We start from the raw sequence: 24,322 nt of genomic DNA, 5'->3' as shown, positions 1-24,322 counted from the left end.
AGGGTGCTCCTAAGTAAATACGTATCAGTGACGGTTCAGATGACGGCCTGGGGTTCGGCCGGGGACTGGCTCCATTTTCGGAAGGCAAGCAGAAGCATCCACCGGTAGCCTGCCGTGCCGAAAATGGTGCCTGTCCCCCTCTCCCAGGCCGAGCCCCCGCTCCGCCCGCAGGAGGTGCTTGAACGCGTGACCTACATCACGGACGCCAAAGTGGTTTCCCACCGGCGGGTGGCGGCCGGCTGCCGCCGCCTGGTGCTCGCGGCGCCGGACATCGCCCAAGCTGTCAAGCCCGGCCAGTTCCTGCACGTGCGCTGCGACGGGGGCACCCGCGCGGGGCACCCGCGCGGGGCACCCACGTCAGTGGGTCGGATCGGGTTGGGTTGGGTCGGGTCGGCCGACCCCCTGCTGCGCCGCCCCTTGAGCGTGCACGACGCCGACCGGGAGCGGGGCACAGTTACCATCCTCTACCGGGTGGTCGGCCGCGGCACCGGGCTTTTGGCGGAGAAGAGGACGGGCGAGCGCGTGAACGTCCTTGGCCCGCTGGGACGCGGCTTTGAACCGCCGGGGCACCCACGTCAGTCGGGGCACCCATGTCAGCCGGGGCACCCGCGTCAGTGGGTCGGGCACCGCCGCGTCGCTATTGTCGGCGGGGGCCTCGGCGTCGTCCCACTCTTTTTCCTGGCGCGCGAGCTTTCCGTTGGGGTACCCCCGGGCATCCAACCCGCTAATGCGGGTACCCCTGGGCACTCCGGGGTACCCCGGCGGGCGGTGGCCGTCTTCCAGGGCGCCCGGACCGCCGCCGAACTGGACGTGGTGGACTTCAGCATCCTGCCGGTCGATCTTTTCACGGCCACCGACGACGGCTCCCGCGGGCATGCCGGTTCGGTGGTCGAGCTGTTTCTGGACACGGTTTGCCACGAGCCCGTGGACTGGGTGTCGGCCGCCGGGCCCCCGGGGATGCTCCGCGCCCTGGCGGGCGCGCTGGAGACGCTCGGGCTTTCCGGCGAGTTCTCCCTGGAGGAGCGGATGGGCTGCGGCATCGGGGCCTGCGTGTGCTGCAGCTGCCGGATCGGTACTCCGGAACGGTGGGAGTACCGGCGGGTCTGCGCCGACGGCCCGGTATTCCCCGCCCGGGAGGTGGTCTGGGAATGAAAACGAAAACGGCGGTCGACATCGCCGGGCTCAAGCTCAAAAACCCGGTGCTCACCGCCTCGGGAACGGTGGGCTTCGGCGAGGAGTACGCGCCCTACCTGGACCTCTCCGGGCTCGGCGCGCTGGTGGTTAAAACGATCACGTTAAAACCCCGGGCCGGCAACCCGCCACCCCGGATTACCGAGACCCCGGCCGGGGTGATCAATGCCGTGGGCTTGCAAAACCCCGGCGTGGAAGCCCTGGTGGCGGACATCCTGCCGCGCCTGGCGCGCTTTGGGGTCCCGGTCATCGTCAGCATCGCCGGCGAAACGGCCGGCGAGTACGCCCGCCTGGCCGGGCGGCTGGACGGGGTGCCCGGGATCGCCGCCCTGGAAGTGAACATCTCCTGCCCGAACGTGAAGGCCGGAGGGATCGCGTTCGGCACCGAGCCCGCAATGACGGCCGAGGTGGTCCGGCGGGTCCGGGAGAACACCGCCCTGCCGGTGATCGCCAAGCTCTCGCCCAACGTGACCGACATCAGGACCATCGCCCTGGCCGCCGCCGGGGCGGGGGCCGACGCTCTGTCGCTCATCAACACGCTCTCCGCGATGGTCATCGACGTGGAGCGGCGCCGGCCGCTCCTGGGCAACGTGTTCGGCGGCCTTTCCGGGCCGGCTGTCCGCCCGGTGGCGGTGCGCGCCGTGTGGCAGGTCTACCGGGCGGTGGCGCTGCCGCTGATCGGCATGGGCGGCATCATGACCGCGCGCGACGCCCTGGAGTTCATCCTGGCCGGAGCGCGGGCCGTGGCCGTCGGCACGGCGAACCTGGTCAACCCGGGCGCGGCCGCAGCGGTGGCGGCGGGCCTGGAACAGTACCTGGCCGAGCAGGGGATCGGGGACATAAACGAACTGGTGGGCGCCGCCCACCGGACGGGAGGTTAAATCGCGATGTCGGAGTCGAGGGTACCCGGGGATACCCGGGGGCACCCGGGGGCACCTGCGTCAGCGGGTCGGCGGGTCGGCGGGTTGGCGGGCCGGCGGATTCTGGTGGCGCTGGACGTGGACGAGCGCGAGCGGGCGCTCACTCTGGCCCGGGAACTCCGGGACGAGGTGGGCGGCTTTAAGATCGGCATGCGGCTCTTTTTCCGCCACGGCCCGCGGATCGTGGAGGAGCTGGCCGCCGCCGACGCCCGGCTCTTTCTGGACTTAAAACTGCACGACATTCCAGAAACGGTGGCCCAGGGGGTGCGGGCGCTGGCGGGCCTGGGTGCGCACATCATCAACGTGCACGCCGCCGGGGGCCTCGCCATGATGCGGGCGGCGGCCGAGGCGGCGCATGCGGAGGCGGCGCAGGCCGGGGTCCCGGTTCCGAAGCTCGTGGCCGTCACCGTGCTGACCAGCCTGGAGCAAGAGAACTTAAGCCGGGAACTGGGCTTCGGGAAGAACCTGGAACAAGTGGTTCTGGCCTGGGCCGGGCTGGCCAAGGCCGCCGGCCTGGACGGCGTGGTGTCCTCGCCGCTGGAACTGACCACGCTCCGCACCGCCCTGGGGCCGGACTTCCTGCTGATCACGCCGGGCATCCGCCCGGCAGGCGCCGAATTGCAAGACCAGAAACGGGTGCTGACCCCGGCGCAAGCCGTGCAGGCCGGCGCCGACTACCTGGTGATCGGCCGCCCCATCACCGCGGCCCCCGACCCCGTGGCCGCCGTGCAAGCCATCGCCCGGGAACTGGCGGCGGTATAAGGAGACATTTATGTTCTGGCCGGTTAGGAAGAGCAAGAACGCCCGTTGGGTCGCCGCCGACGCCCTGCGGGAACTGACCGGAGATGCGGTCCAAGAACGGTTCCGGGCCAAAGCAGCCCGCAAGTGCAGATCGGATTAGCGCCGCTGTGTGCTGCTGAATAATTAACAGGGCTTTTCCGACTTCCGGAGACGGTTAACCGGCAACCCGTCGCTGCCAGTCTACAACTGGCGGCGTTTTTATTGCCCCTCCCCCTCCTCCCCCGCAAAAATTATTGACATAGACCTTTAATTCTGTTGCGGATGATTCTCACCCGCAAATCACATTGCTCCAGCCACTTTTTTATTTTAAGGAGGTGCTGTCGGGATGGAACCACGGATCCTTGACGGCAAGGCGGTTGCGGGCCGGGTGAAGGCCGAGGCCGCCCGTGAGGCGGAGGCCTTCAGGGAAAGGTACGGACACCCTCCCGGCCTGGCGGTGGTCCTGGTCGGGGACAACCCGGCGTCGCAGACGTACGTGCGGAACAAGGAAGCCGCCTGCCGGGAGGTGGGTATCGACTCCGAGGTATACCGTCTGGAAGCCTCGGTGCCGGAGGCGGCGGTGCGCCGCCTGCTTGAGCAGCTGAACGAGAGAATCGACATTCACGGCATTCTGGTACAGCTTCCCCTGCCGCCGCACCTCGACGCCCGCATGCTTATGGAAGCCATCCGGCCCGAGAAGGACGCCGACGGGTTTCACCCCCTGAATGTCGGCCGCCTGGTCACCGGCGAGGCCGGCATGATTCCATGCACACCGCGGGGGATCATCACGCTCCTGGAGCGGTCGGGCGTTTCCATTGCCGGAAAGCACGCCGTGGTCGTCGGCCGCAGCAACATCGTCGGCAAACCGGTGGCGCTGTTGCTCCTGGAGCGCCACGCCACGGTGACGGTGTGCCATTCGCGGACGCCGGACCTGGCCGCCGTGACCTTGGGCGGCGACATTCTCGTGGTGGCCGTGGGCCGGCCCCAGATGATCACGGGGAACATGGTCAAGGAGGGGGCGGTGGTGGTCGATGTGGGGATCAATCGGCTGGACGGCCGTTTGGTGGGCGACGTGGACTTTGCCTCGGTGCAGCCCAAGGCCGGATTCATCACCCCGGTGCCCGGGGGTGTCGGACCCATGACGGTGGCCATGCTCCTCGCCAACACCGTCGAAGCGGCCTGGCGTCTCGCCGGTTTGCCGGAGGGGAGTGGAGATGCCACTGGCACCGGCATATGACCTAATTTCGGAAACAAGGAATGCAGACGATTTGTCTTTCGGTGGACGGGAAAAAAATGGCCATACCTGCTGGGGCGACATTCCTGGAAGCGTATCGCGGCTAAGGCGTGGATGTACCAACCTTGTGCCACCATTTGATGGGCCAAGCGGTCGAAAAAACCTCCTGAATTGTTCCTGATCACGCACGGAGGCAGTACCTAATCCGGTTTAACTGCCGTACACCCGGCTTAATAGGCAATTCACAGTCCAACCGGTGTATGGAAACCGGTTCTCCTTTATACTGGGTGACATCCCCCGGTGAAAGAGGTGGTTGGCGAACCGGTACCTTCTGAATACAAACAGGGCGGCGAAAGAAATAAACACAAACAATTATCGGTCGAAAGTAACGGCAAGAAGGGCAATTTTCCTTGCTCCATGCCGTTGGAGACAGTTTTGTGCTTGACCGGAACAACTATTTTCAGGGCAGGAGTAAGCAATGAGCAAAACAGAAAAATTTAGAGAAAAAATCAACGGAATCATCAGGGCCGAAGAACCCTGGGAAGCCGTAGGCCATACACCGCTGCCCCTGGTGACTGACTTGCGCAACTGGGACTTTCGCTTGATGAAAACTTACCGGCCCTTTTATGCACCGTTTTGCGATCTCTGCTGTTTATGCAATTTCGGCAAGTGCGACTTGACGCTGGACCGCAAAGGTGCCTGCGGCATCGACATGGCCACCCAGCAGGCCAGGATGATCTTGATCTCCTGCTTGATGGGCGCCGCCGCCCATGGGGCGCACGGGCGCCACCTGATCGAGCACCTTATTGAAAAGCACGGCGAAAATCATCCGCTTGATTTGGGGGACCAAGTCAATGTGGAAGCGCCGATCATCAGGACCGTGCTCGGTTTAAAGCCGAAAACCCTCGGCGACCTGCGCCGGGCCGTTGAATATGTGGAAAGGGAACTTATCCATCTGGTTGCCGCCACCCATACCGGACAGGAAGGAAGCAATCTGGACTACGAGTCTAAGGCCTTCCACTGCGGAATGCTGGACCACGTCGCCTTGGAGGCCTGCGACATCGCCCAAATCACCGGGTTTAACTACCCGACGTCGGTGGTTGAAACACCGCTGGTCGAGCTGGGGTGGGGCACCATTGACCGCACGAAGCCGGTGATCCTTCTGGTGGGCCACAACGCCGCGGCCGCCAACAGTATGACCGATTACCTGCGGCGAAAAAACCTTTTGGACAAGGTGGAACTGGCCGGAATCTGTTGTACGGCGCTGGACACCACCCGGTACAACGAGGGCGCGAAGGTGGTCGGCCCGCTGGCGCAGCAGCGCTTTTTTCTAAAAACCGGCATCGCCGACGTGATTGTGGCCGATGAGCAATGCGTGCTGACCGATATTCCGGCCCTCGCCAAAGAAACAGGCGCGGCGCTCATCGCCTGGTCGGACAAAATCTGCTACGGTCTGGACAACGTCACCGAAAAAGAGACCGGCGAGATTGTAAAAATGATTGCCGGGGAAAAGAAACAGGTCCTGGTTTTAGACCCCGACAAGGCGGCGCAAGCGGCGGTAGAGGCGGCACTGGCCTTGGCGCCGACGCGCAAAAAAACCATTCTTACCCCCGAGCAGGCCGTCGAGATCGCCGGCAGGTGCCGAAAAAAGTGCGAGAAGTGCAATCAAAACTGCGCCAACCTGCTACCGGTCGGCACGGCGGTCAGCCAGGCCGGCGAAGGGAATCTGGAACCGCTTGCCGATCTGTTCAGGAAGTGCACCGGTTGCGGGAAATGTGAAGCCGCCTGCGATTTTAATCTTCCCATCCTAAAGTTAATGGCGGCGGCGGCTGGAGCGGAGAAATACAAAGTGCGGGTCGGTCGGGGGCCGATCCACGACGTGGAAATAAGAAAAGTGGGTTCCCCCATCGTTTTGGGTACCATCCCGGGGGTGGTGCTGTTTGCCGGGTGTTCCAATTATCCGGACGTTGGCGACGTGGCCTGGATGGCGGAGGAGCTGGCGCGCCGCAAGTACATCGTCTGCCTTTCCGGATGCGCGGCAATGGCGGCGGGAATGTACAAAGACGCCGATGGAAAGACCATTTACGAAAAGTACCCGCCTTCATTCGACGCCGGCGGCGTCCTCAACGTGGGTTCCTGCGTCTCCAACGCGCACGTGGTCGGTGCCGCCATCAAGATCGCCAACATCTTCGCCGCTTTGCCCGGCCGGGCCAATTTTGAATTGATTGCCGACTACATCCTCAACCGGGTGGGTGCCTGTGCCGTGGTTTGGGGTCCCTATTCCCAGAAGGCCCTGGCCATCGGCACGGGCGCCATACGGTGGGGGATTCCCCTTTTGCTTGGTCCCCACGGGGCCAAATACAGAAGGCTCTTTATGAGCAAGAAGGAATACGACGACTGGACGGTTATCGACGGCCGGACCGAGCAGTTGGTCGATACCCGGGAGCCCACCCCGGAGCACATGGCCATCGTCGTGGAAACCAGGGAAAGGGCTCTGCCCACTATGATCAAGCTTTGCATGCGGCGAAACGACACTTCTCCCGGCCGGGCGATCAAACTGCATCAGTATATCTCCGTTTATAAAGAACATTTGGGTACGCTTCCTGACGACCTGCAAAACTTCGTCCGCACCGAACGGGATGTGCCCCTGGTTTACAAAAAAGAGGTGCTGGCTTACTTAAAAGCAGTCGGCTGGCAGCCGAAGCCGGCTTTGTCCCTGCCGACCATCATCGGCACTTACGAAACGAAGGTGCCCGTTTCGGCCACGCTAAGGTAGGCAGCTCCTACTATTTTCCAGCACAAAAAAATTATTTTGTAAAGAGCATCACCTGTGAGGGGAGGGCGCCAAGAATGCCTGAGGGAGAATTTCTATTTGTTCCGTACTACACGGTGAACACGTTAACCGGAACAAAGGCCGCCCGGGTTGTTTCGGACCCGGTTGAGGCGGCCGAGATTATCGACCGGGCCAGGAACCCGTTATACATTCTGGGGCCGGAGACCATCACCTCCGAAGTCGGGGAAAAGCTTTTGCTCGAATACGTGTTAGAAATCGTCAGGGCAAACAACATTCTCACCTGCGCCACGGCACACGTGAAGAAAAAGATGCTGGAGTTCGGGAAAAGACCGGACTGTGTTTACGACATCATCGAAATCATCCACTTTCTGAAAATGCCGGACTGGCAGGGGGTTAGGGGACGCGGTTCGCACGACTTGGTTCTTTTCACCGGCGTCAGATGTGATCTGGCCGAACGCGGCCTGGCCACCTTAAAGCACTTTGCGCCCCATCTGAAAACCTTCGCTGTTTGCCGGCGCGGCCACCCCAATGCGGATTACACCGCGCCGGTAATCCCGAGAATGGAAAAGTGGCGGGAGTACCTTGAGGGGATCATAAGAGGCCTTTATTAAATGAGCCGGGGATTCCCGGCCGACAAGCAGTCAAGAGGTGCGCAAATGAAACTGGCGGTTTCCGGGAAGGGCGGGGTAGGAAAAACGACCATCGCCGCCGCGTTGATAAAATCCTTTGCCCGCACCCACCGGCTGGTCTGGGCGATAGACGGGGACCCGGACGCCTGCCTGGCTGCAGCCATCGGCGTTCCCGGAGAGGTTGCCGCCCGGCTTAAGCCCGTGGCGGAAATGAAGGAATTGATCAGGGCGAGGAGTGGCGGCGGACACGTTTATCGCTTAAACCCCCGGGTGGACGACGTGGTCGAAAACCATGCCATTCGCCTTGGAAACATCCGGTTTCTGCGCATGGGGGAGGTAAAAAAGGGCAACTCTGAATGTTACTGCCGGGAAAATACCTTCTTGCGCGCGCTGGTTTCCTCCCTGCTTTTAGATCAGGGCGAAGTGGTCATTATGGACATGGGAGCGGGCATCGAGCATCTTACCCGCGGCACCGCCGGAGGCGTGGACTTAATGCTGGTGGTGGTGGAACCGAGCCTAAACAGCATCAACACCGCCCGTCACATCCGGAAAATGGCCGAGGATCTAGGGATAAAAAAAATAAGAAGCATCGGCAATAAGATCCGCTCCGAAAGGGAACGCAAATTCATTGACGAGAGCTTCCAAAACGGGGAGTTGTTGGGCTTTGTCGGCTACGACGAAAGCATTTGGGAAAACGCCATGCGAGAAAAGGACATCAAAGCCGGGGAGAAGTTGCAGTCCGAGGTGGAGGCGCTCAAGAAGAAAATTTTAGAAGGCGGGTGCGGAGAAATATGCGAATCTTACTGATCATTCAGGGCGATTACGGCCGCCGGTACGTCGAGGCCATGACCCGATACGCCCCGCGCGGTTGGGAGATAAACCACCACGTCTTCCCGGAAAAGCTCGCCATCGGGATCGACGATGCGCCGGAGGACTTTCTACCTCCCAACCTGCCGGGATGCGATCTCCTGCTGATGCTTCAGGAAGATCCGGTGGTGGCCGAGATGGCTCCCCATTTGGCCGAAATGACGGGGGCCGGGGCGGTGATCGCCCCCATCGACAACAAGGCCTACCTTCCTTCCGGACTGGCCAGGCAGATCAAGAAGAAATTGGCGCAAAAAGAAATTGCCATGGTGCATCCGCTGGTTTTCTGCGCTCTTACCGAGGAGGACAGCACCAGTCCCCAAATCCAGGCCTTCGCCCGCCACTTCGGCCGGCCGAAAGTGGAGATCATCCTGGATAAAGACAAGGTCGCCGCGGTGAAGGTCCTGCGGGATGCTCCCTGCGGCAACACCAGATACGTGGCCGAAAACCTGGTGGGGGCGCACGTCAAGGACGCTTGTGAGCAGGCCGGACTTCTTCACCATGCCCACCCTTGCGTGGCGACCATGGCCCATGATCAGGAGATTGGGGATACCCTGATGCACCAAGCGGGGTTGATGACCAAAACGGCGGTGGAAGAAGCCCTAAAGGAAGATCTCGACGCGGGGCTGAAAAACGCCCTCCTCCGTTACAGAGGGCATGGCTGCGAGCTGGTCCCGATTCTCCAAGATACCCAGGAGGTGTTCGGCTACCTGCCCGAGGCGGCCATGCGGGAGATCGCCCGTTTTGTCCAGTTGCCCGAAAGCCACGTTTACGGGGTGGCGACCTTTTACGACCAGTTTTATTTCCTCCGGCGGGGCAGGAACCAGATCAAGGTGTGCTGCGGTACCGCCTGCCACGTAAAGGGGGCCACCCGGGTGCTGGAAGAGTTTGAACGGCAACTGGGCGTCGGCCACGGGGAAACCACTCCGGATTACGAGTACAGCCTGGAACGAGTGGCTTGTGTCGGCGCGTGCGCCCTGGCGCCCGTGGTTGTTGTGGGTAAGGAAGTATACGGGGAAATGACGCCTGGGAAAGCAAGAAGCACAGTGGGGTAAAAGAGAGAGGGACCGGCTCCATTCCAATTCAACACGGGGGCAGAGGGGACTATAGAGAAATCCTGGTATCCTCCCTGCTCAATCGCATCTTTTGTGTTCTCCGTGTCTCTGTGGTGCATTTTCAGTGTTGTCCGGTGACTTCAAGGAGGCAGAGGATAATGCTACAGGTCCACTCCCCAGCTCAGCTGGCGGAGGTCCGAAAAGTATGTGAAAGCGCTTTTGCGCGACAAAAATACCGGTTTTTGGTGTGTGCCGGCACCGGTTGCGTTCTTGGCGGCGCCCTGGAAGTTTACCGGGAGTTTGGGCGCTTGCTTAGAGAAAGAGGCTCGCCGTCCGACGTGGAGCTGCTTTTTGAAGGCCGGGAAACCGAGGTCGGCACCGCCTACAGCGGCTGCCACGGTTTTTGCCAGTTAGGCCCCCTGGTGCGGTTTGAACCGGAGGGTGTTTTTTACACGAAGGTAACGGCGGCCGACGTCTCGGAAATCATCAGCGCCGCGCTGGATAAGAATACGGTGGTGGAGCGCCTGCTTTACCAGAACCCGGACGGAAGCAAAAGCCTGCGGGAAGAGGACGTGCCTTTTTACCGCCACCAAAAAAGGGTGGTCCTCGCCTACTGCGGCCTGATTAACCCGGAAGACATCCGCGAGTACTTTGCCGTCGGCGGATACCAGGCGCTGGCCGACGTGCTCACCCGGTACACCCCGGAAGAAGTAATTGACGCCGTCACCCGTTCGGGCCTGCGCGGCCGGGGCGGGGCCGGTTTCCCCACCGGAAGAAAGTGGGCGAGCGCCCGCCGGGCCGGCGGGGAACCGAAGTACATAGTCTGCAACGGCGATGAAGGCGACCCGGGGGCCTTTATGGATCGCTCCGTCCTGGAAGGAGATCCCCACTCCGTTCTGGAAGGGATGGCCATTGCCGCCTACGCCGTCGGTGCCAGCCACGGGTATATCTATGTCCGGGCAGAATACCCGCTGGCGGTGGAACGCTTAATTATTGCCATTGCGCAGGCCAAGCAACACCGGGTGCTGGGACCGGACCTCATGGGCACCGGATTCAACTTTGACCTCGAGATCTTCCGGGGTGCCGGCGCCTTTGTCTGCGGCGAATCGACGGCCCTGGTCCGCTCCATCGAAGGCTTCCGGGGAATGCCCAAAGTGATGCCCCGGCCCCGCACAACCGAAGAAGGCATCGGCGGCAGACCCACCCTGTTGAATAACGTCAAATCATTCGCCTATGTGCCCCAGATTATCACCAGGGGTCCGGAGTGGTTTGCTTCCATGGGGACCGAAACCAGCAAGGGAACAGCCGTTTTCGCCCTAACCGGAAAGGCCAAAAACACCGGCCTGATCGAAGTTCCCATGGGAATAACACTGCGGGAGATCATTTTCAACATCGGCGGCGGGACGTCCACCGGCCGGGAGTTCAAGGCCGTGCAAACGGGCGGTCCTTCCGGCGGCTGCCTGCCCAAAGAACTGCTGGATATGCCGGTGGACTTCGACTCCCTGAAGAGCGCGGGATCCATGATGGGTTCCGGCGGCATGGTGGTCTTGGACCAGGATACCTGCATGGTGGATGTGGCCAGGTATTTTCTGGAGTTCACCGTCAACGAATCCTGCGGCCAGTGTGCGCCCTGCCGGGCAGGCACTTATCAGATGCTAAAAATTCTGGAAGATATCACCCGGGGACGCGGCAAACCAACTGACCTGTCTTTGCTGGAAGGCATCGCCAAAGCAATTATGACCGGTTCCATCTGCGGCCTGGGCCAAACCGCTCCCAACCCGGTGCTGAGCACGCTGCGCTACTTCCATTCGGAATACGAAGCACACCTCGCTGAAAAAAGTTGCCCTGCTCTGCAGTGTAAAGAATTAATTGCCTACTGGATTGATCCTGATAAATGCGCCGAACCCTGCCGGCTCTGCCTGGAAAACTGCCCGGTGGAAGCAATCGCCGGCAAATGGCGGGCGGCGCCGGTGATTATCCAGGAAAAGTGCCTCAAGTGCGGCGGGTGTTTTGACATGTGCCCGGATAAATACCGCGCCGTAACAAAGGTCACCGGACCGGAAAAGTTAAACCTCCTGGAGAGGGGCCGGCCGGCAAGGGGGAGGGATTAAAATGGAGGCCGTTAAACTCACCATTAACGGCTTGCCCGTCAGGGTCCCCGGAAAAGGGGTGACCATACTGGAGGCCGCTTTAAGAAACGGCATCTATATTCCGTATCTCTGCCACCACCCCGATCTAAAACCGGCCGGCTTGTGCCGGGTGTGCATGGTCGAGGCCGACGGGAAAATGGTGGCCGCCTGCCGCACGCCGGTTGCCGATGGGATGCGGGTCGCCACCAAAAGCCCGAACCTGGACCAGTACCGCCGGCACATAGTAGGGGTCATCCTGGCCGAACACGAGTCGGACTGCCTTACCTGCGGGAAAAACCTAAACTGCAAGCTTCAGGAGGTAGCCCGCTACTTAGGCCTTGAAGCCACCGAATTCAAGGAGTTAAGGCGCGTCGAGCTTAAAAAGCCCCTGGACGACACGCACCCGTGGATCGTCAGAAACTACAACAAGTGCCTTTTATGCGGGATCTGCGTACGGACGTGCCGCGAGATCGTCCAGGTGAACGCCATCGACTTTGCTTTCCGGGGCCGCGCTACCACCATCGGCACCTTCGGAAACAAGCCTTTGCACGAGTCAAACTGCGTCTCCTGCGGCGAGTGCGTGGCCCGCTGTCCCGTGGGCGCCCTTTTGCCCAAAGTGCCGGCCGAGCCGGTCCGGGAGGGCGTCCTCATTCCACCCCGGGTTGTCGCAAGAGTTGAGCGCCGCCCGGAAACACCCCCTTTTCCGAAAGAAAGGGGACCGGTGGCAGAGGCCGTCAGCCTTACCATTGACGGCCTGGAAGTGAGCGTGGGGAGAGGAGTCACCGTTTTAGAGGCGGCGCAAAAGGTGGGCCTCTACATTCCTTTCCTGTGTTTCCACCCCGAACTCACGGGCTCCGGCGGATGCCGGGTCTGCGCAGTGGAAATCGACGGCAAGGTGGTGCCTTCGTGCACGGCCCGGGCTGGGGAAGGGATGGTCGTGCGGACCAGCTCGCCGCAGGCCCGGGAAGCGCAGGCGGCGGCGGTGAAAGGAATCCTGGCCGGTCACAACGGGGACTGCCTGAACTGCGCGAAAAACGGCCGGTGCAGACTACAAGAAGTGGTCGGCTACACCGGGGTCCGCCAGGAAATGGTGGGTACCCCAACCCCCTTTGCGGAAGTGGACGAGAGCCATCCGTACTTTGTTCTCGACCGCTCCCGCTGCGTCGCCTGCGGCATCTGCCTCCGCACTTGCCGGCAGATCAACGGCGCGGACGCGCTGGAATTTAAACGTGTGGACAACCGGAGGGTGGTGGTCCCCCGGCAGGGAACAAGTCTGGCCGAGTCAACCTGCGAGTCCTGCGGCGAATGCGTGGCTCGCTGCCCGGTGGGGGCCCTTTTGCCCAAGGGGCTGGTGCAGCCCGCCCGGGAAGTGGAAACGGTGTGTGCGGCGTGCGGGATTGGCTGCGGCTTATATTTCGGCACCCGGGGCGGCAGGCCGGTCAGTGTGCGCCGCAACCTCAACCACCAAACGAGCCGAGGGCGCCTCTGCGGGAGGGGCCGGTTCGGCTGGGCGCTACTCAATCACCCCGACCGCCTGAAAACCCCCTTAATCAAAAAAGACGGCCGGTTCGTGGAAGCCGGCTGGGAAGAAGCGCTGGACCTGGTGGCCGGCGAATTTTCCCGGTACAAAGGGAAAGAGGCGGTTGTTTGGTACGGCCCCCGGGTCACCAACGAAGAAATCTACCTGGCCTTGAAGTTCGCCTGGGCGGTGCTGGGAACGAGCAACATCGCCGACATTGAGTCGCTCACCAGCCGGGCCGGATTGTTGGACGGCCTGGGCCAAACCGTGGGCAACACGGCCATGACCGTTCCCGTCGGGCAAATTGAAAGGGCGGCCGCTCATTTGGTGATTGGCGCCAGCCCTACTGAGTCCCACCCGCTCATCGGTTACGAAATCGGCAAATCGGTTAAAAGGGGGACGAAACTGATCATTGCCGACTCCCGGGAAATACCCCTCGGCCGGTTGCCCCACATTCGCCTTGCGTTTCGCCCGGGTACGGAGCTTTTTTTGCTGCTGGGAATGGTCAGGGCTATTTTGGACGAAAAGCTCCACGACGAAGAGTTTATCCGGGATAGGACCACTAATTTTGACGCTTTTCAAAAATCCCTCGCCGATTTCACCATCGAGAAAGCAGTGGAAATCACCGGCGTTCCCGGCGCACAGCTTCGGGAAGCGGCCCGGGTGTACGCCACCAGCAAGCCGGGCCTCCTCTTCTGGTCCGAAGAAATCGCGGAACGCTTAGGCGGTCGGGACAGCATCCGGGCGCTGGCCCAGTTGGCCTTGGTGACCGGCAACTACGGCAAGCCGGGTGCGGGTTTCGTGCCTCTGGTCGGCCGGAGCAACTTCCGGGGCCTCCTTGACCTGGACGTTACCCACCCTTGGTCTTTGGTGAGCAAGGAAAAAGTGGCCGCCGCGTGGGGGTGCACCGTCCCCGAACCCGCTGGGTCGGTGGAAAACGAAAGGAAGGCCTGGTACATTATCGGCGCCGACCCGGTGAATCCAGGAGCGGCGGAGGCGGATAACGTGCGCCAGGTCCTTTCAAAAGCCCCCTTCGTGGTGGTCCAGGACATGTTTTTGACCGAAACGGCAAAGCTGGCGCAGGTCGTGCTTCCCACGGCCGGTTTTGCGGAAAAGGAGGGGACCTTTACGGCGGTGGACCGCCTTGTCCAGCGCGTCCGCCAAGCAGCCGAACCGCCCGGGGCCGCTAAGCCGGACTGGTGGATTATCTGCGAAATCGCCCGCCGCATGAAAGCCGGGGGATTTACCTGCAACCATCCCTCCCAGATCATGGCGGAAATATCGTCCCTCTACCCCACCCATGCGGGGATCAGCTACGACCGGCTCGACCCGGAGGTGGGGGGCTTGCGCTGGCCTTGCCCCGATAAAGAACACCCGGGGACGGACGTGCTGCACGAAAGCGAATTTTTCGGCCTGGGCCGGGCGCAATTTTGGCCGCTGCCATACACGCCGTAAAAAGCGCCGGCGGCCATGTCCACCCCCGTCCACCCCCGCGTGGCGACCATGGCCTTGGAACACTTTGATGCATCAGGTCGGATTGATAACCAAAGAAACCGTTTTCCTTGAAGGAGGAGGAGAAAAATGTTCCCGGTAGACGTGGGACCCCAGTACGAAGGCGAAAGCGTAAGAAAACACGACTTCTACGTTGAATTCGGCGGACCCCGGTGCGAATACAAAGGAGAATTGGTCACCTTAAGATCCACAAATGAAGTCGAGCACGAAAGAGTGGCCGTCATCGGCCCGGACATTAAAGACATGGCGGAGGGCACCACCTCCCCTCTCTTCATCAGCGTGGAAGTGGTCGGAGAACAACTGGAAAGAGATATGGAGCCCGTTTTCGAACGCCGTATCCACCAGTACTGCAATTACATCGAGGGTTTCTGGCACATGGCGCAAAGGGACCATGTTTGGCTGCGGCTGCACAAGGAAAGCCACAAAAAAGGACTGCAGTCTTTACAAGAGATCGGTCAAATAATGATCATGCTTTTTACCAACGAGCTGCCCATCATCGAAAAAATGCAGGTCACCTTTATCACCGACCCTGAAAAGGTAAAAGAGCATGTTTTAAAAGCGCGGCCGGTTTACGACGCCCGGGACGCACGCCTGAAGGGCATGACCGAGGAAGAGGTGGAGGAATTCTACGGCTGTGTTCTCTGCCAGAGCTTCGCGCCCACCCACGTGTGCATCATCACGCCGGAGCGGATGTCCCTGTGCGGCGCCATCAGCTGGTTGGACGGGAGAGCCTCCTCCAAGATCGACCCGGAGGGAGCCATTTTTGCCGTACCGAAAGGCGAACTCTTGGATCCCGAAAAACACATTTACAGCGGGGTCAACGAGGTCGTGACGCAAAGATCCTTGGGCCGGATTTCTGTTTGCTGCCTGCACAGCGCCCTGGAAAACCCCCACACCGCCTGCGGCTGCTTCCAGTCGATCTGCTTCTATATTCCGGAGGTGGACGGCTTCGGCATCATCCACCGCGACTTTGTCGGAGAAGCGGTCATCGGTGCTCCCTTCTCCACCCTGGCCGCTCAGGCCAGCGGCGGCCAACAGCGGGAAGGGTACGTGGGAATGGCCATTTCCTATCTGAAATCCCCCAAGTTCCTGATCACCGACGGCGGATTGCGAAGGGTGGTCTGGATGCCCGGCACGATTAAAGAAATGGTAAAAGAGGCCATCCCCCCCGACCTTTTCGATAAAATCGCTTCTGAAAAGGAGGTCAAAAACGTCGACGACCTGATCGAGTTTCTCCAAAAAGTGGAGCATCCCGTTATGGGTGGTTAGCGGGCAAAAAGGGGCCTGGCCCCTTTTGAGGTAAGAGTCAATTTTCGAAGGAGGGGGAGTACATGCCTCTAAAACCGTCCGACATCCAGAAAAAGCTCCCCGACGGGGGGAAGAAGAACTGCAAGGAATGCGGATTTCCCACCTGTCTGGCCTTTGCCATGAAATTGATCTCCGGCGGGGTGTCGCTGGAAAAGTGTCCCTATCTTGATCCGGAAGTGAAGGAGTGGATCATTGACGCCATCACCCCACCCATCAGGCTGGTCAGCGTGGGCACCGGTGAAAGGATGCTGACGGTGGGGGAAGAAGAGGTCGTCCATCGCCACGAGAAGACCTTTTTGCGCCCACCCGGCCTGGCCGTGTTGATTTCCGACATCGAGACCGATCAGGCCATAAACGCCAAGTTGAAAAGGCTTGATGAATACGAATTCACTTGGGTAACCTTCAACCTGCGGGCCGACCTTGTGGTCCTTAAATTTGAAAGCGGCAGTAAAGAAAGGTACCTGTCCGTGGTTGCCGGGGTGGCCCGGGAAAAGCGGCCCATGGTGTTGATGTGCGAGGACCTGGAGGTGCTTTTTGCCGCCCGCGACCTGGTTGCCGAGCAAAAGCCGCTTTTGTACCCGCTTACCAGCGCCAATTTGGAGGAGGCTCTCCCCGGCTTAAAGAAAAAGGTCGTTCCCGTAGCGGTGAGGGGTCAAAACTTGGAAGAGGTTGTGGCCGTAACCACGAAGCTAAGAGCCGCCGGTGTTTCGGAGATCATGATCGACACCTCCCCGCAGAATCTGAAGGAGTCCCTCCGGGATTACACCCTGATCAGGCGGGCTGCTTTAAGGCACACCTTCCGGCCGCTGGGGTACCCGATCATTTCCTTCCTACCGCTGAAGGCCGAAGACGCGGCCCAAGAAGCGCTCTTGGCCGCGGCCCTGGTGATCAAGTATGCTTCGGTAATTGTGCTCAGCGACCTGGACAAAGAAACGCTTTTTCCCCTGCTGGTTCACCGGCTCAATATTTACACCGACCCGCGTGTGCCGCTGGCGGTGGAAGAGAAAGTCTACGAAATTGGTGCGCCAAACGAAGTATCGCCTGTTGTGCTCACCACCAACTTCGCCCTGACCTATTTCGCGGTGGCGAGCGGCGTGGAAGCAAGCAAAATCCCCGGTTATCTGGGTGTGAAGGGAACCGACGGGTTGTGCGTCCTGGCCGCGTGGTCAACGGGCAAATTCGCCGGGGAGACCATCGGCCCATTTATCAAAAACAGTGGTTTGGAAGGAAAACTGAAGAAAAAGAGGCTCATTATCCCCGGCTTGGCCGCCCGGATCAAAGGTGAGATCGAAGACGAACTGCCCGGCTGGGAGATCATTGTGGGGCCCAAAGAGGCCGAAGAACTACCCGCGTTTATGCCCAAACTGTTCGCCAAATGGAAGGAAGCAGAAGGAGGAACATAAGGATGATTTTAATCGGGGAAAACATCCATATACTGGCCAAAGTAGTGTCGGAGGCCGTCAGGGAGCGGAACGCCCTTCTCTTGCAGGAATTGGCCGTAAAACAGGCCGCTGCGGGGGTGGATTACCTCGACCTGAACATCGGACCGGCCAGAAAAGACCCGGAGGTGATGCGTTGGCTGGTGGAGGTCGTCCAGGAGGTGGTGGATCTCCCGTTTTCGCTGGACACCTTAAACCCCGGGGCAATGGAGGCCGGCCTCGCCGTTTGCCGGAAAAGACCGCTTTTAAATTCCGCCTCCGGCCGGGAAGACAGCAAAAGGGAAATGCTCCCGCTGGCCCAAAAATATAATTGTGATGTGATCTTATCGGTCCTCACCGACAAGGGGATTCCTTCCGACACGGCCGCCCGGGCCGAAGCGATTATGGAGACCATCGCCCATGCCAACGAGATCGGCATCCCCAACGAAAACATCTGGGTCGACCCCATCATGATGCCGATCGGGGTGGACCAGCCCCAGGTGGTGCAGTTGCTGGAGTTTATGAGCATGTTGCCGGACATTGCGCCGGGAGCCAAATCGACCCTGGGCTTATCCAATATGATCAACGGTGTGCCCCGCCACCTGAGAAGCATTCTAAGCCGGGTGGAGTTGGCAATGTTGCAGCGGCACGGCCTTTATTCGGCCATCGTGGACAGCTTCGACCGCGAACTGATCGCCCTGGTTCGGGGGGAAAGACCGGCGCAGACAGAACTGATCCACCGGGCGATGGACGAAGAAATCAACCCGGCCGACCTTCCGCCGCCGGAAGCGGAACTCGTCAAGACGGTGAACGTATTGGCGGGAAAAGTACTGTATTCCCACTCCTGGCTGGAAGTCTAGGCTTTCTCGTGGAAAGGAGCGGAAGGCTTTGATGAAAGAGTATCTGGAGACCTATAAAGGGAATGTCCTCGAGGTGACTTTCGGGAAAGAGGATAAAACAATTACCCTCGGCGGGGAAAACACCCTTCCTTTTCATTCATTTGAAGGAAAACTGCCTCATCCCCCGCTGATTGCGCTGGAGGTCTGGGATAGCCCGCCCCAAACGTGGCCGGAACACCTGCGCGCCCGCTTCGGCGACGTCGTTGCCTCGCCGGTGGCGTGGGCAAAAAAATGTCTGGAGGTGTACCGGGCGGACCTCATTTGTCTCTACCTGGCTTCCGCCGGGACCGAAGATGTTGACGTGCCGGCTTTAGCCTCCAGGGTGAAGGAACTCTCGGACGCCCTGCCGGTGCCTTTGATCGTTTACGGGGTCGGCGAGAAGGACGCCGACGCCCGGGCGCTGAAAGAGATTGCCGGAGCCTTGGCGGGCGACGCCGTACTCTTGGGGCCGGTGATGAAGGAGAACTACGAGGAGATCGGGAGGGCGGCCCTGGAGAATGGACATCGGGTGATCGCCCAGTCCCCGCTGGACATCAACCTGGCCAAAGAACTAAACATCAAGCTGTCCAAGTTCTTCCCCAAGGAGCGGATCGTCATCGACCCCTTATCCTCCGCGCTGGGATACGGCATGGAGTACAGCTTTTCGGTCATAGAGCGGATTAAACAGGTGGCGGTGATCTACACCGACGACATGATGAAAATGCCTATGATTGCGAACGTCGGCCGGGACTGCTGGAAAACAAAAGAAGCCCGGGAAAACACCCAGCAGGGGATTCTCTGGGAAGCCATAACCACCCTGACCCTGTTCCTGGCCGGAGCCAACCTCGCTGTAATGAGTTCACCGGACAGCATGCAACTGGTGCGGAAAATGATCACCGAGCTGTCTTAACAATGCCGCCCGCCCCCTCGGTACCGGGTACCCCGACTCTGCTCGGTTCGGCGCAAGTAAACAACGCGTGCTTGCCGCGCGTGCTTGCCGCCTGCCCCCGGGTACCCCGACTCTTTCCCGGCAAAGCCGTAGTTGGCCGAGATCGGCGAAACGATCTGTGACTTTCAGGTTCCAATCCACTTTTCATACACTCACTTCACCGTGCTTAGTAAGCATTTCACAGCCCAATCGTTGCCGGGGGGAAAGCGTATCTCCTATACTGGCTCCATAAAAGACAACTAATGGAGTATCAACTAACTACACATCTGCATCTTCAAGGAGGAGAAAGGACAGTGGATCTGACAAAAGCCCCGGCGGGCAAGGGCGGCCCCGGTAAAACAACGATGGCGGCACTTATTGTCTGCCACCTGTCAGCAAGATGACGGTCGAGAAAAAATGGCAGCCCAAAATCATCGCCTTCTGCTGCCACCACTGCGCCTACGGCGCGGCGGACACGGCCGGGATAATGCGCCTGCAGTACCCCTCGGAAGTGCGGATCATCCGGGTGCCCTGCTCGGGCCGGGTTGACGAGGAGTCCATCCTGCGCGCCTTTGCGGGCGGCGCCGACGGTGTGGTGGTGGCCGGGTGTCTGGAGGGCAGCTGTCACTACCTGGTGGGAAACACCCGGGCCGGCAGGCGGGTGGAGCGGATGCGGACGTTTCTCTCCGAGGTCGGGCTGGAGGCCGAACGGCTGGAAATGCACCATCTGGCGGCGTCAATGGGCCCGTCTTTTGCGCGGATGGCGGCCGAGTTCACGGGGCGGGTGCGGCTTCTGGGGCCTGTATTCCCGCTGGTGCACGCCGCGGCCGCCGAAGGGAGGTGCGGTCCGTGATCGTGGCGCGGAGAAAGCCGGCGCCCCCGTTGCTGGCGGCGGCCACGGGAAAAAGCACCATCCTGGTGGCCGGATGCAAGGGCTGCGTGGCGGTCTGCGGGGCGGGTGGCGAGCGCGAGGTGGGACTGCTCGCGACCCAGCTTGAACTTGCGGCCAAGCGGCTCGGGCAAAAACGCACCGTGATCCGGGCGACCGTCGCCCGCCAGTGCGATCCTGGATTCCTGCCGCCGTTCGATAATCTCATGGAACAGGCCCAAGCCTGCTTTTCCCTGGGGTGCGGCGTGGGGGTGCAGTACATGGCGGAGCGCTATCCGGGCAAACCGGTATTCCCCGCCGTGGACACCGTGTTCGCCGGCGGCTCCCCGGCCGCCGGGCATTGGGAAGAACGCTGCCGCATGTGCGGGGAGTGTGTCTTGGGAGAAACGGGCGGCATTTGCCCGGTGAGCCGGTGCGCCAAGGAACTGCTCAACGGTCCGTGCGGCGGGTCGGTGAACGGGCGCTGCGAGATCGGACGCGACCAACCTTGCGCCTGGAATCTCATCTACGAGCGGCTGTCCGGCCAAGGCCGATTGAAGAATTTGAACGTCATCACGCCACCCAAGGACTGGTCCCGTGCGGGAGCGGGGGTGCGGTCCGTGGCGCGGGAGGACCTGATGCCGTGAGCACACCGGGCAATTTGCAGAGGGTTCTGGAACAGGGCCACTTTGCGGTGACGGCCGAAATCGGCCCGCCGAAGGGGGCGTCCGGGGAGAGCGTACGCCGGCACGCGGCCTTGCTCCGGGACTGCACGGATGCCCAGAACGTCACCGACAACCAGGGCGCGGTGGTGCACTTGTGCTCTTTGGCCGCCGCGGGGCACGTACTGCAGGCCGGGGGCGAGCCGGTGTTCCAGCTCACCACCCGCGACCGCAACCGCCTCGCCCTGCAAAGCGACCTGCTGGGCGCCGCCAGCCTGGGGATCAGGAACGTGCTCTGCCTCACCGGTGACCACCAGCAATTCGGCAACCACCCCCAGGCACGGGGCGTCTTCGACCTGGACTCGGTGCAACTGGTGGGCCTGGCGCGCCGGCTGTGCGAGGGCCGGTTTCTGAACGGGGACCAGGTAAAGCCGCCGCCGGAGTTGTTCGTCGGTGCCGTGGAGAACCCCTTCGCCGGCCCGCTGCCGTTGCGGGTGTTGCGGTTGGGAAAGAAAATCGCCGCCGGGGCCCGCTTTATTCAAACGCAGGCGGTATACGACCTCGAGTTGTTTCGGGATTTCATGGCCGCCGTCCGGGAGCAGGGGTGGGATAAGGAAGTCTTTATCCTGGCCGGCGTGGTGCCGCCGAAGTCTGCGGGTACCCTGAGGTACATCAGCAAGATTCCCGGCATGGTGGTGCCCGCTGAGCTCATTCGTCGCGTGGAGGGGGCCGCGGACCAAGTGCTGGAGGGGAAACGGTTCGCCGTCGAGCTGATCCGGCAGCTGCGCACGATCGAAGGCGTTCGGGGCGTCCACGTCATGGCCATCAGGTGGGAGGAAGCGGTACCGGAGATCGTCAGCGAAGCGGGACTGCTCCCCAGGCCGCAGGCCGATAACCATTAACCCACGAAACAGGGAGGTAAAGAGACAGACGATGCTTTCCGACATCGAAATCGCCCAGAGTGCCGCACTCAAACCGATAATCGAGGTGGCGCGCCATCTGGGTCTGGCCGAAGAGGATCTGGAACTCTACGGGAAGTACAAGGCCAAGGTTACAAACGGCCTGTGGGAACGCGTGCGGGAGCGCCCGCCGGGCAAGCTGATTTTCACGACCGCCATCACTCCTACCCCGGCCGGAGAGGGCAAAACCTGCACGGCGATCGGGCTGACGCAGGCCCTGGGCCGACTGGGCCTGAAGGTGGCGGTGTGCCTGCGCGAGCCGTCAATGGGCCCCACTTTCGGGGTCAAGGGGGGCGCGGCCGGCGGGGGTTACTCTCAAGTTTTGCCGATGGAAGACATCAACCTGCACTTCACCGGCGACATTCACGCGGTCACCGCCGCGCACAACGTGCTGGCGGCCGTGGTGGACAACCACATCTTCCAGGGCAATACCCTGAACATCGATCCCAAACGGGTGCTCTGGCGCCGGGTGGTCGACGTCAACGACCGGCAACTGCGCAATGTGGTGTGCGGTCTCGGCAACAAGGTCGACGGCGTACCACGCGAAAGCGGGTTTGACATTACCGTGGCCTCCGAGATTATGGCGCTCCTGTGCCTGGCCGAAGGGTTGCAGGATTTCAAGGAGCGGGCCGGGAACGTCCTGGTGGCCTACACTCGCGACGGCCGGCCGGTCTTTGCGCGCGACCTGAAAGTGGCCGGGGCGCTGGCCGTGATAATGAAAGACGCCCTGAAACCCAACCTGGTGCAAACGGCGGAAGGACAGGCGGCTTTTGTGCACGGCGGCCCCTTTGCCAACATCGCCCACGGCAACAACTCCATCCTCGCCACGCGGCTGGCTCTGCGACTGGCGGACTACGTGGTGACCGAGGGCGGGTTCGGCTCCGACCTGGGCGCCGAGAAGTTTTTCGACATCGTGTGCGGTTACGGCGGATTCCAGCCGGACGCGGTGGTCCTGGTCGCCACCGTGCGGGCCCTCAAAATGCACGGGGGGCTCCCCCTCGGCGAGGTCACCCGGCCGAACGTCGAGGCTCTCGGGGCCGGCCTGGCCAACCTCGACGCACACATCGACAACATTACGGGCAACTTCAACCTGCCGGTGGTGGTGGCGGTCAATCGCTTTCCCACGGACGCGGATGCCGAGCTGAACCTGATCCGGGAGCACTGCCTGGCCCGCGGCATCCCGGTCGCGGTCTCCGAAGTGGTCGCCCGCGGCGGCGAGGGCGGCCTGGAACTGGCGGAAAAGGTGCTGGCCATCCTGGCGCGCGCCCCCGGGGGCTTTCGCCCGCTGTACGACTGGAACCTGCCGATCAGAGAAAAGATCGAGATCATCGCCCGCCGAGTCTACGGGGCGGAGGGAGTGGTGTTCACGGACCAGGCGGAAGCGGACATCCAGACCCTCACCCGGTTGGGTTTCGACAGGCTTCCGATCTGCATGGCCAAGACCCAGAGTTCACTTTCCGATAATCCCCGGCTTTTGGGCCGGCCGAAGGGATGGCTGCTTACCGTGCGCGAGGTGCGCGCCGCGGTGGGTTCCGGCTTCCTGGTCGTCCTGGCGGGAAAAATCATGACCATGCCCGGGCTGCCCCTGGTGCCGGCGGCGGAAAAGGTCGACATCGACTCCGCCGGCAATGCGGTTGGACTGTTCTAGGAGACCGCTGCAAAAAACTCGCGCCTGGTTTTGTCAGGCTCGCCGTCCGGTGCTCACGTACCACCCAGTACGCTCCGCGCCGTCCGGCTTCGCCGCATCAAGCCATGCTTGTTTTTCGCGGCCTCCAGTCTTTTGGAATAGTTATCCATAAAGGTGTTTAGATCCAATTCTTTGTCCAATTTCTGGTTTTGCAACACTCTCCTAGGAGGAGAAGATTCCAGATGAGGTAGAGAAGAAGGGGGGAAGGAAAGATGCTCCTTCGAGCCTTGATTGTGGACGATGAATATCCCGCTAGAGATGAGTTGCGTCATCTTCTTGGCCGCTGCGGCTCAGTGCAGGTGGTCGGCGAGGCGGCCGACGCGCAGGAAGCACTGAAACTCATTAAGGCGGTCGCCTATGACGTCGTTTTCCTGGACATCTGCATGCCTGGCATCAGCGGCATTGAGCTGGCCCGCGAGCTGTGCGCCCAGAAAAACGGGCCGGTCATCGTGTTCGTCACCGCCCACGAGGAATACGCCCTGGATGCATTCGGTGTCGGCGCCGTCGATTACCTGGTCAAACCGATGACCGAAAAAAGGCTTTTAGAAGTCATCACCCGGTTGAAAGAACGCCTTGCCCCGGAAAAGGAGAAACCCCTTGCCACCGTGGCCATAATCAGACGCGGGAACATCATCCCGGTGCCGACGCAGGAGATCACCCACATCTACGCGGAGAGCGACCGCGTGATCGTCTGCACGTACGGTGAGCGGGCGAGCGCTCCCCAAATCTATACCCTGGAACAGCTGGCCGGCCGGTTGCCCCAAGACATGTTTTTCCGTTCGCACCGGAGCTATGTCGTCAATTTGAAGTTCGTCAAGGAGATCAAGCCGGATCTGAACGGTACTTATGTCCTGTATATTAACGACCGGCAAAACAGCGCGGTGCCGGTAAGCCGGAGCCGCGTTGCCGCCCTGAAGGAAAGGCTCGGCCTCCCCAAGCGCTTGCGTTATGAGAGCCGAAGCACATGATCGGCGCGAGAGCCGCCCG

The 24,322-nt window shown here is 61.2% G+C and carries 21 protein-coding genes; all 21 read left to right on the top strand.

Annotation, left to right across the window (positions count from 1 at the left end):
* The first annotated feature begins 186 nt into the window (after window positions 1-186).
* The 21 genes from AB1402_08180 to AB1402_08080 all read left to right on the top strand — a co-directional run bounded on the left by AB1402_08180 (window position 187) and on the right by AB1402_08080 (window position 24,303).
* The gene (locus AB1402_08180; protein ID MEW6541574.1) at window positions 187-1,152 is read left to right on the top strand and encodes a dihydroorotate dehydrogenase electron transfer subunit; all 966 of its coding nucleotides are present in this window, start codon (window positions 187-189) and stop codon (window positions 1,150-1,152) included.
* A complete protein-coding gene (locus AB1402_08175) occupies window positions 1,149-2,072 on the top strand; it encodes a dihydroorotate dehydrogenase (protein ID MEW6541573.1) in 924 nt (307 codons plus the stop codon). Before AB1402_08180 ends, AB1402_08175 begins: the two co-directional genes overlap by 4 nt.
* Before the next feature lie 6 nt (window positions 2,073-2,078).
* The gene (gene pyrF, locus AB1402_08170) at window positions 2,079-2,873 is read left to right on the top strand and encodes an orotidine-5'-phosphate decarboxylase (protein ID MEW6541572.1); all 795 of its coding nucleotides are present in this window, start codon (window positions 2,079-2,081) and stop codon (window positions 2,871-2,873) included.
* 10 nt (window positions 2,874-2,883) lie between these two features.
* A complete protein-coding gene (locus tag AB1402_08165) occupies window positions 2,884-3,012 on the top strand; it encodes a hypothetical protein (GenBank protein MEW6541571.1) in 129 nt (42 codons plus the stop codon).
* Between the two features lie 225 nt (window positions 3,013-3,237).
* On the top strand, window positions 3,238-4,128 hold the full coding sequence (gene folD / locus AB1402_08160) for a bifunctional methylenetetrahydrofolate dehydrogenase/methenyltetrahydrofolate cyclohydrolase FolD (protein ID MEW6541570.1): 891 nt from the start codon (window positions 3,238-3,240) through the stop codon (window positions 4,126-4,128).
* A gap of 297 nt (window positions 4,129-4,425) precedes the next feature.
* Entirely contained in the window at window positions 4,426-4,626 is a 201-nt protein-coding gene (locus AB1402_08155) for a hypothetical protein (protein ID MEW6541569.1), read from the top strand.
* Window positions 4,604-6,901, top strand: coding sequence for a CO dehydrogenase/acetyl-CoA synthase complex subunit alpha (cdhA, locus tag AB1402_08150; protein ID MEW6541568.1), 2,298 nt, complete (start codon window positions 4,604-4,606; stop codon window positions 6,899-6,901). Before AB1402_08155 ends, cdhA begins: the two co-directional genes overlap by 23 nt.
* A gap of 74 nt (window positions 6,902-6,975) precedes the next feature.
* Window positions 6,976-7,530 (top strand): CO dehydrogenase/acetyl-CoA synthase complex subunit epsilon, encoded by a 555-nt coding sequence (cdhB, locus tag AB1402_08145; GenBank protein ID MEW6541567.1) that lies wholly within the window; start codon window positions 6,976-6,978, stop codon window positions 7,528-7,530.
* A gap of 45 nt (window positions 7,531-7,575) precedes the next feature.
* Window positions 7,576-8,355, top strand: a complete 780-nt coding sequence (locus AB1402_08140; protein MEW6541566.1) for an ArsA-related P-loop ATPase — start codon at window positions 7,576-7,578, stop codon at window positions 8,353-8,355.
* Window positions 8,340-9,467 (top strand): DUF166 family protein, encoded by a 1,128-nt coding sequence (locus AB1402_08135; GenBank protein ID MEW6541565.1) that lies wholly within the window; start codon window positions 8,340-8,342, stop codon window positions 9,465-9,467. Before AB1402_08140 ends, AB1402_08135 begins: the two co-directional genes overlap by 16 nt.
* Window positions 9,468-9,625: 158 nt before the next feature.
* The gene (locus tag AB1402_08130) at window positions 9,626-11,578 is read left to right on the top strand and encodes an NADH-quinone oxidoreductase subunit NuoF (GenBank protein MEW6541564.1); all 1,953 of its coding nucleotides are present in this window, start codon (window positions 9,626-9,628) and stop codon (window positions 11,576-11,578) included.
* Window position 11,579: 1 nt separating this feature from the next.
* A complete protein-coding gene (locus AB1402_08125; GenBank protein ID MEW6541563.1) occupies window positions 11,580-14,570 on the top strand; it encodes a molybdopterin-dependent oxidoreductase in 2,991 nt (996 codons plus the stop codon).
* 126 nt (window positions 14,571-14,696) lie between these two features.
* A complete protein-coding gene (gene cdhC, locus AB1402_08120) occupies window positions 14,697-15,896 on the top strand; it encodes a CO dehydrogenase/CO-methylating acetyl-CoA synthase complex subunit beta (protein MEW6541562.1) in 1,200 nt (399 codons plus the stop codon).
* A gap of 62 nt (window positions 15,897-15,958) precedes the next feature.
* Window positions 15,959-17,338, top strand: a complete 1,380-nt coding sequence (gene acsC / locus AB1402_08115) for an acetyl-CoA decarbonylase/synthase complex subunit gamma (GenBank protein MEW6541561.1) — start codon at window positions 15,959-15,961, stop codon at window positions 17,336-17,338.
* A gap of 2 nt (window positions 17,339-17,340) precedes the next feature.
* On the top strand, window positions 17,341-18,213 hold the full coding sequence (locus AB1402_08110; protein MEW6541560.1) for a dihydropteroate synthase: 873 nt from the start codon (window positions 17,341-17,343) through the stop codon (window positions 18,211-18,213).
* Between the two features lie 31 nt (window positions 18,214-18,244).
* A complete protein-coding gene (locus AB1402_08105; protein MEW6541559.1) occupies window positions 18,245-19,141 on the top strand; it encodes an acetyl-CoA decarbonylase/synthase complex subunit delta in 897 nt (298 codons plus the stop codon).
* Window positions 19,142-19,559: 418 nt separating this feature from the next.
* Entirely contained in the window at window positions 19,560-20,012 is a 453-nt protein-coding gene (locus AB1402_08100) for a hydrogenase iron-sulfur subunit (protein ID MEW6541558.1), read from the top strand.
* Window positions 20,009-20,674 (top strand): methylenetetrahydrofolate reductase C-terminal domain-containing protein, encoded by a 666-nt coding sequence (locus tag AB1402_08095; protein MEW6541557.1) that lies wholly within the window; start codon window positions 20,009-20,011, stop codon window positions 20,672-20,674. Before AB1402_08100 ends, AB1402_08095 begins: the two co-directional genes overlap by 4 nt.
* Window positions 20,671-21,591, top strand: a complete 921-nt coding sequence (locus AB1402_08090; protein MEW6541556.1) for a methylenetetrahydrofolate reductase — start codon at window positions 20,671-20,673, stop codon at window positions 21,589-21,591. The genes AB1402_08095 and AB1402_08090 overlap by 4 nt, the downstream gene beginning before the upstream one ends.
* Before the next feature lie 31 nt (window positions 21,592-21,622).
* Entirely contained in the window at window positions 21,623-23,296 is a 1,674-nt protein-coding gene (locus tag AB1402_08085; protein ID MEW6541555.1) for a formate--tetrahydrofolate ligase, read from the top strand.
* Between the two features lie 251 nt (window positions 23,297-23,547).
* Window positions 23,548-24,303 (top strand): LytTR family DNA-binding domain-containing protein, encoded by a 756-nt coding sequence (locus tag AB1402_08080; GenBank protein ID MEW6541554.1) that lies wholly within the window; start codon window positions 23,548-23,550, stop codon window positions 24,301-24,303.
* Window positions 24,304-24,322: the final 19 nt, after the last annotated feature.

This window comes from Bacillota bacterium, from assembly GCA_040757205.1.
In the GTDB taxonomy this organism is placed as follows: Bacteria; Bacillota; Desulfotomaculia; order Desulfotomaculales; family Desulforudaceae; genus Desulforudis.
The sequence above is the reverse complement of the archived record's forward strand: the minus strand, read 5'-3'. Positions and strand labels throughout refer to the sequence as shown.

Excerpts from the sequence above, each read along its gene's own strand:
- pyrF (MEW6541572.1), top strand. The coding sequence starts at position 2,079 with ATGTCGGAGTCGAGGGTACCCGGGGATACCCGGGGGCACCCGGGGGCA.
- AB1402_08140 (MEW6541566.1), top strand. The coding sequence starts at position 7,576 with ATGAAACTGGCGGTTTCCGGGAAGGGCGGGGTAGGAAAAACGACCATC.
- AB1402_08100 (MEW6541558.1), top strand. The coding sequence starts at position 19,560 with ATGACGGTCGAGAAAAAATGGCAGCCCAAAATCATCGCCTTCTGCTGC.
- AB1402_08110 (MEW6541560.1), top strand. The coding sequence starts at position 17,341 with ATGATTTTAATCGGGGAAAACATCCATATACTGGCCAAAGTAGTGTCG.
- AB1402_08175 (MEW6541573.1), top strand. The coding sequence starts at position 1,149 with ATGAAAACGAAAACGGCGGTCGACATCGCCGGGCTCAAGCTCAAAAAC.
- AB1402_08125 (MEW6541563.1), top strand. The coding sequence starts at position 11,580 with ATGGAGGCCGTTAAACTCACCATTAACGGCTTGCCCGTCAGGGTCCCC.
- folD (MEW6541570.1), top strand. The coding sequence starts at position 3,238 with ATGGAACCACGGATCCTTGACGGCAAGGCGGTTGCGGGCCGGGTGAAG.
- AB1402_08080 (MEW6541554.1), top strand. The coding sequence starts at position 23,548 with ATGCTCCTTCGAGCCTTGATTGTGGACGATGAATATCCCGCTAGAGAT.
- acsC (MEW6541561.1), top strand. The coding sequence starts at position 15,959 with ATGCCTCTAAAACCGTCCGACATCCAGAAAAAGCTCCCCGACGGGGGG.
- AB1402_08130 (MEW6541564.1), top strand. The coding sequence starts at position 9,626 with ATGCTACAGGTCCACTCCCCAGCTCAGCTGGCGGAGGTCCGAAAAGTA.
- cdhA (MEW6541568.1), top strand. The coding sequence starts at position 4,604 with ATGAGCAAAACAGAAAAATTTAGAGAAAAAATCAACGGAATCATCAGG.
- AB1402_08085 (MEW6541555.1), top strand. The coding sequence starts at position 21,623 with ATGCTTTCCGACATCGAAATCGCCCAGAGTGCCGCACTCAAACCGATA.
- AB1402_08105 (MEW6541559.1), top strand. The coding sequence starts at position 18,245 with ATGAAAGAGTATCTGGAGACCTATAAAGGGAATGTCCTCGAGGTGACT.
- cdhB (MEW6541567.1), top strand. The coding sequence starts at position 6,976 with ATGCCTGAGGGAGAATTTCTATTTGTTCCGTACTACACGGTGAACACG.
- AB1402_08135 (MEW6541565.1), top strand. The coding sequence starts at position 8,340 with ATGCGAATCTTACTGATCATTCAGGGCGATTACGGCCGCCGGTACGTC.
- cdhC (MEW6541562.1), top strand. The coding sequence starts at position 14,697 with ATGTTCCCGGTAGACGTGGGACCCCAGTACGAAGGCGAAAGCGTAAGA.
- AB1402_08165 (MEW6541571.1), top strand. The coding sequence starts at position 2,884 with ATGTTCTGGCCGGTTAGGAAGAGCAAGAACGCCCGTTGGGTCGCCGCC.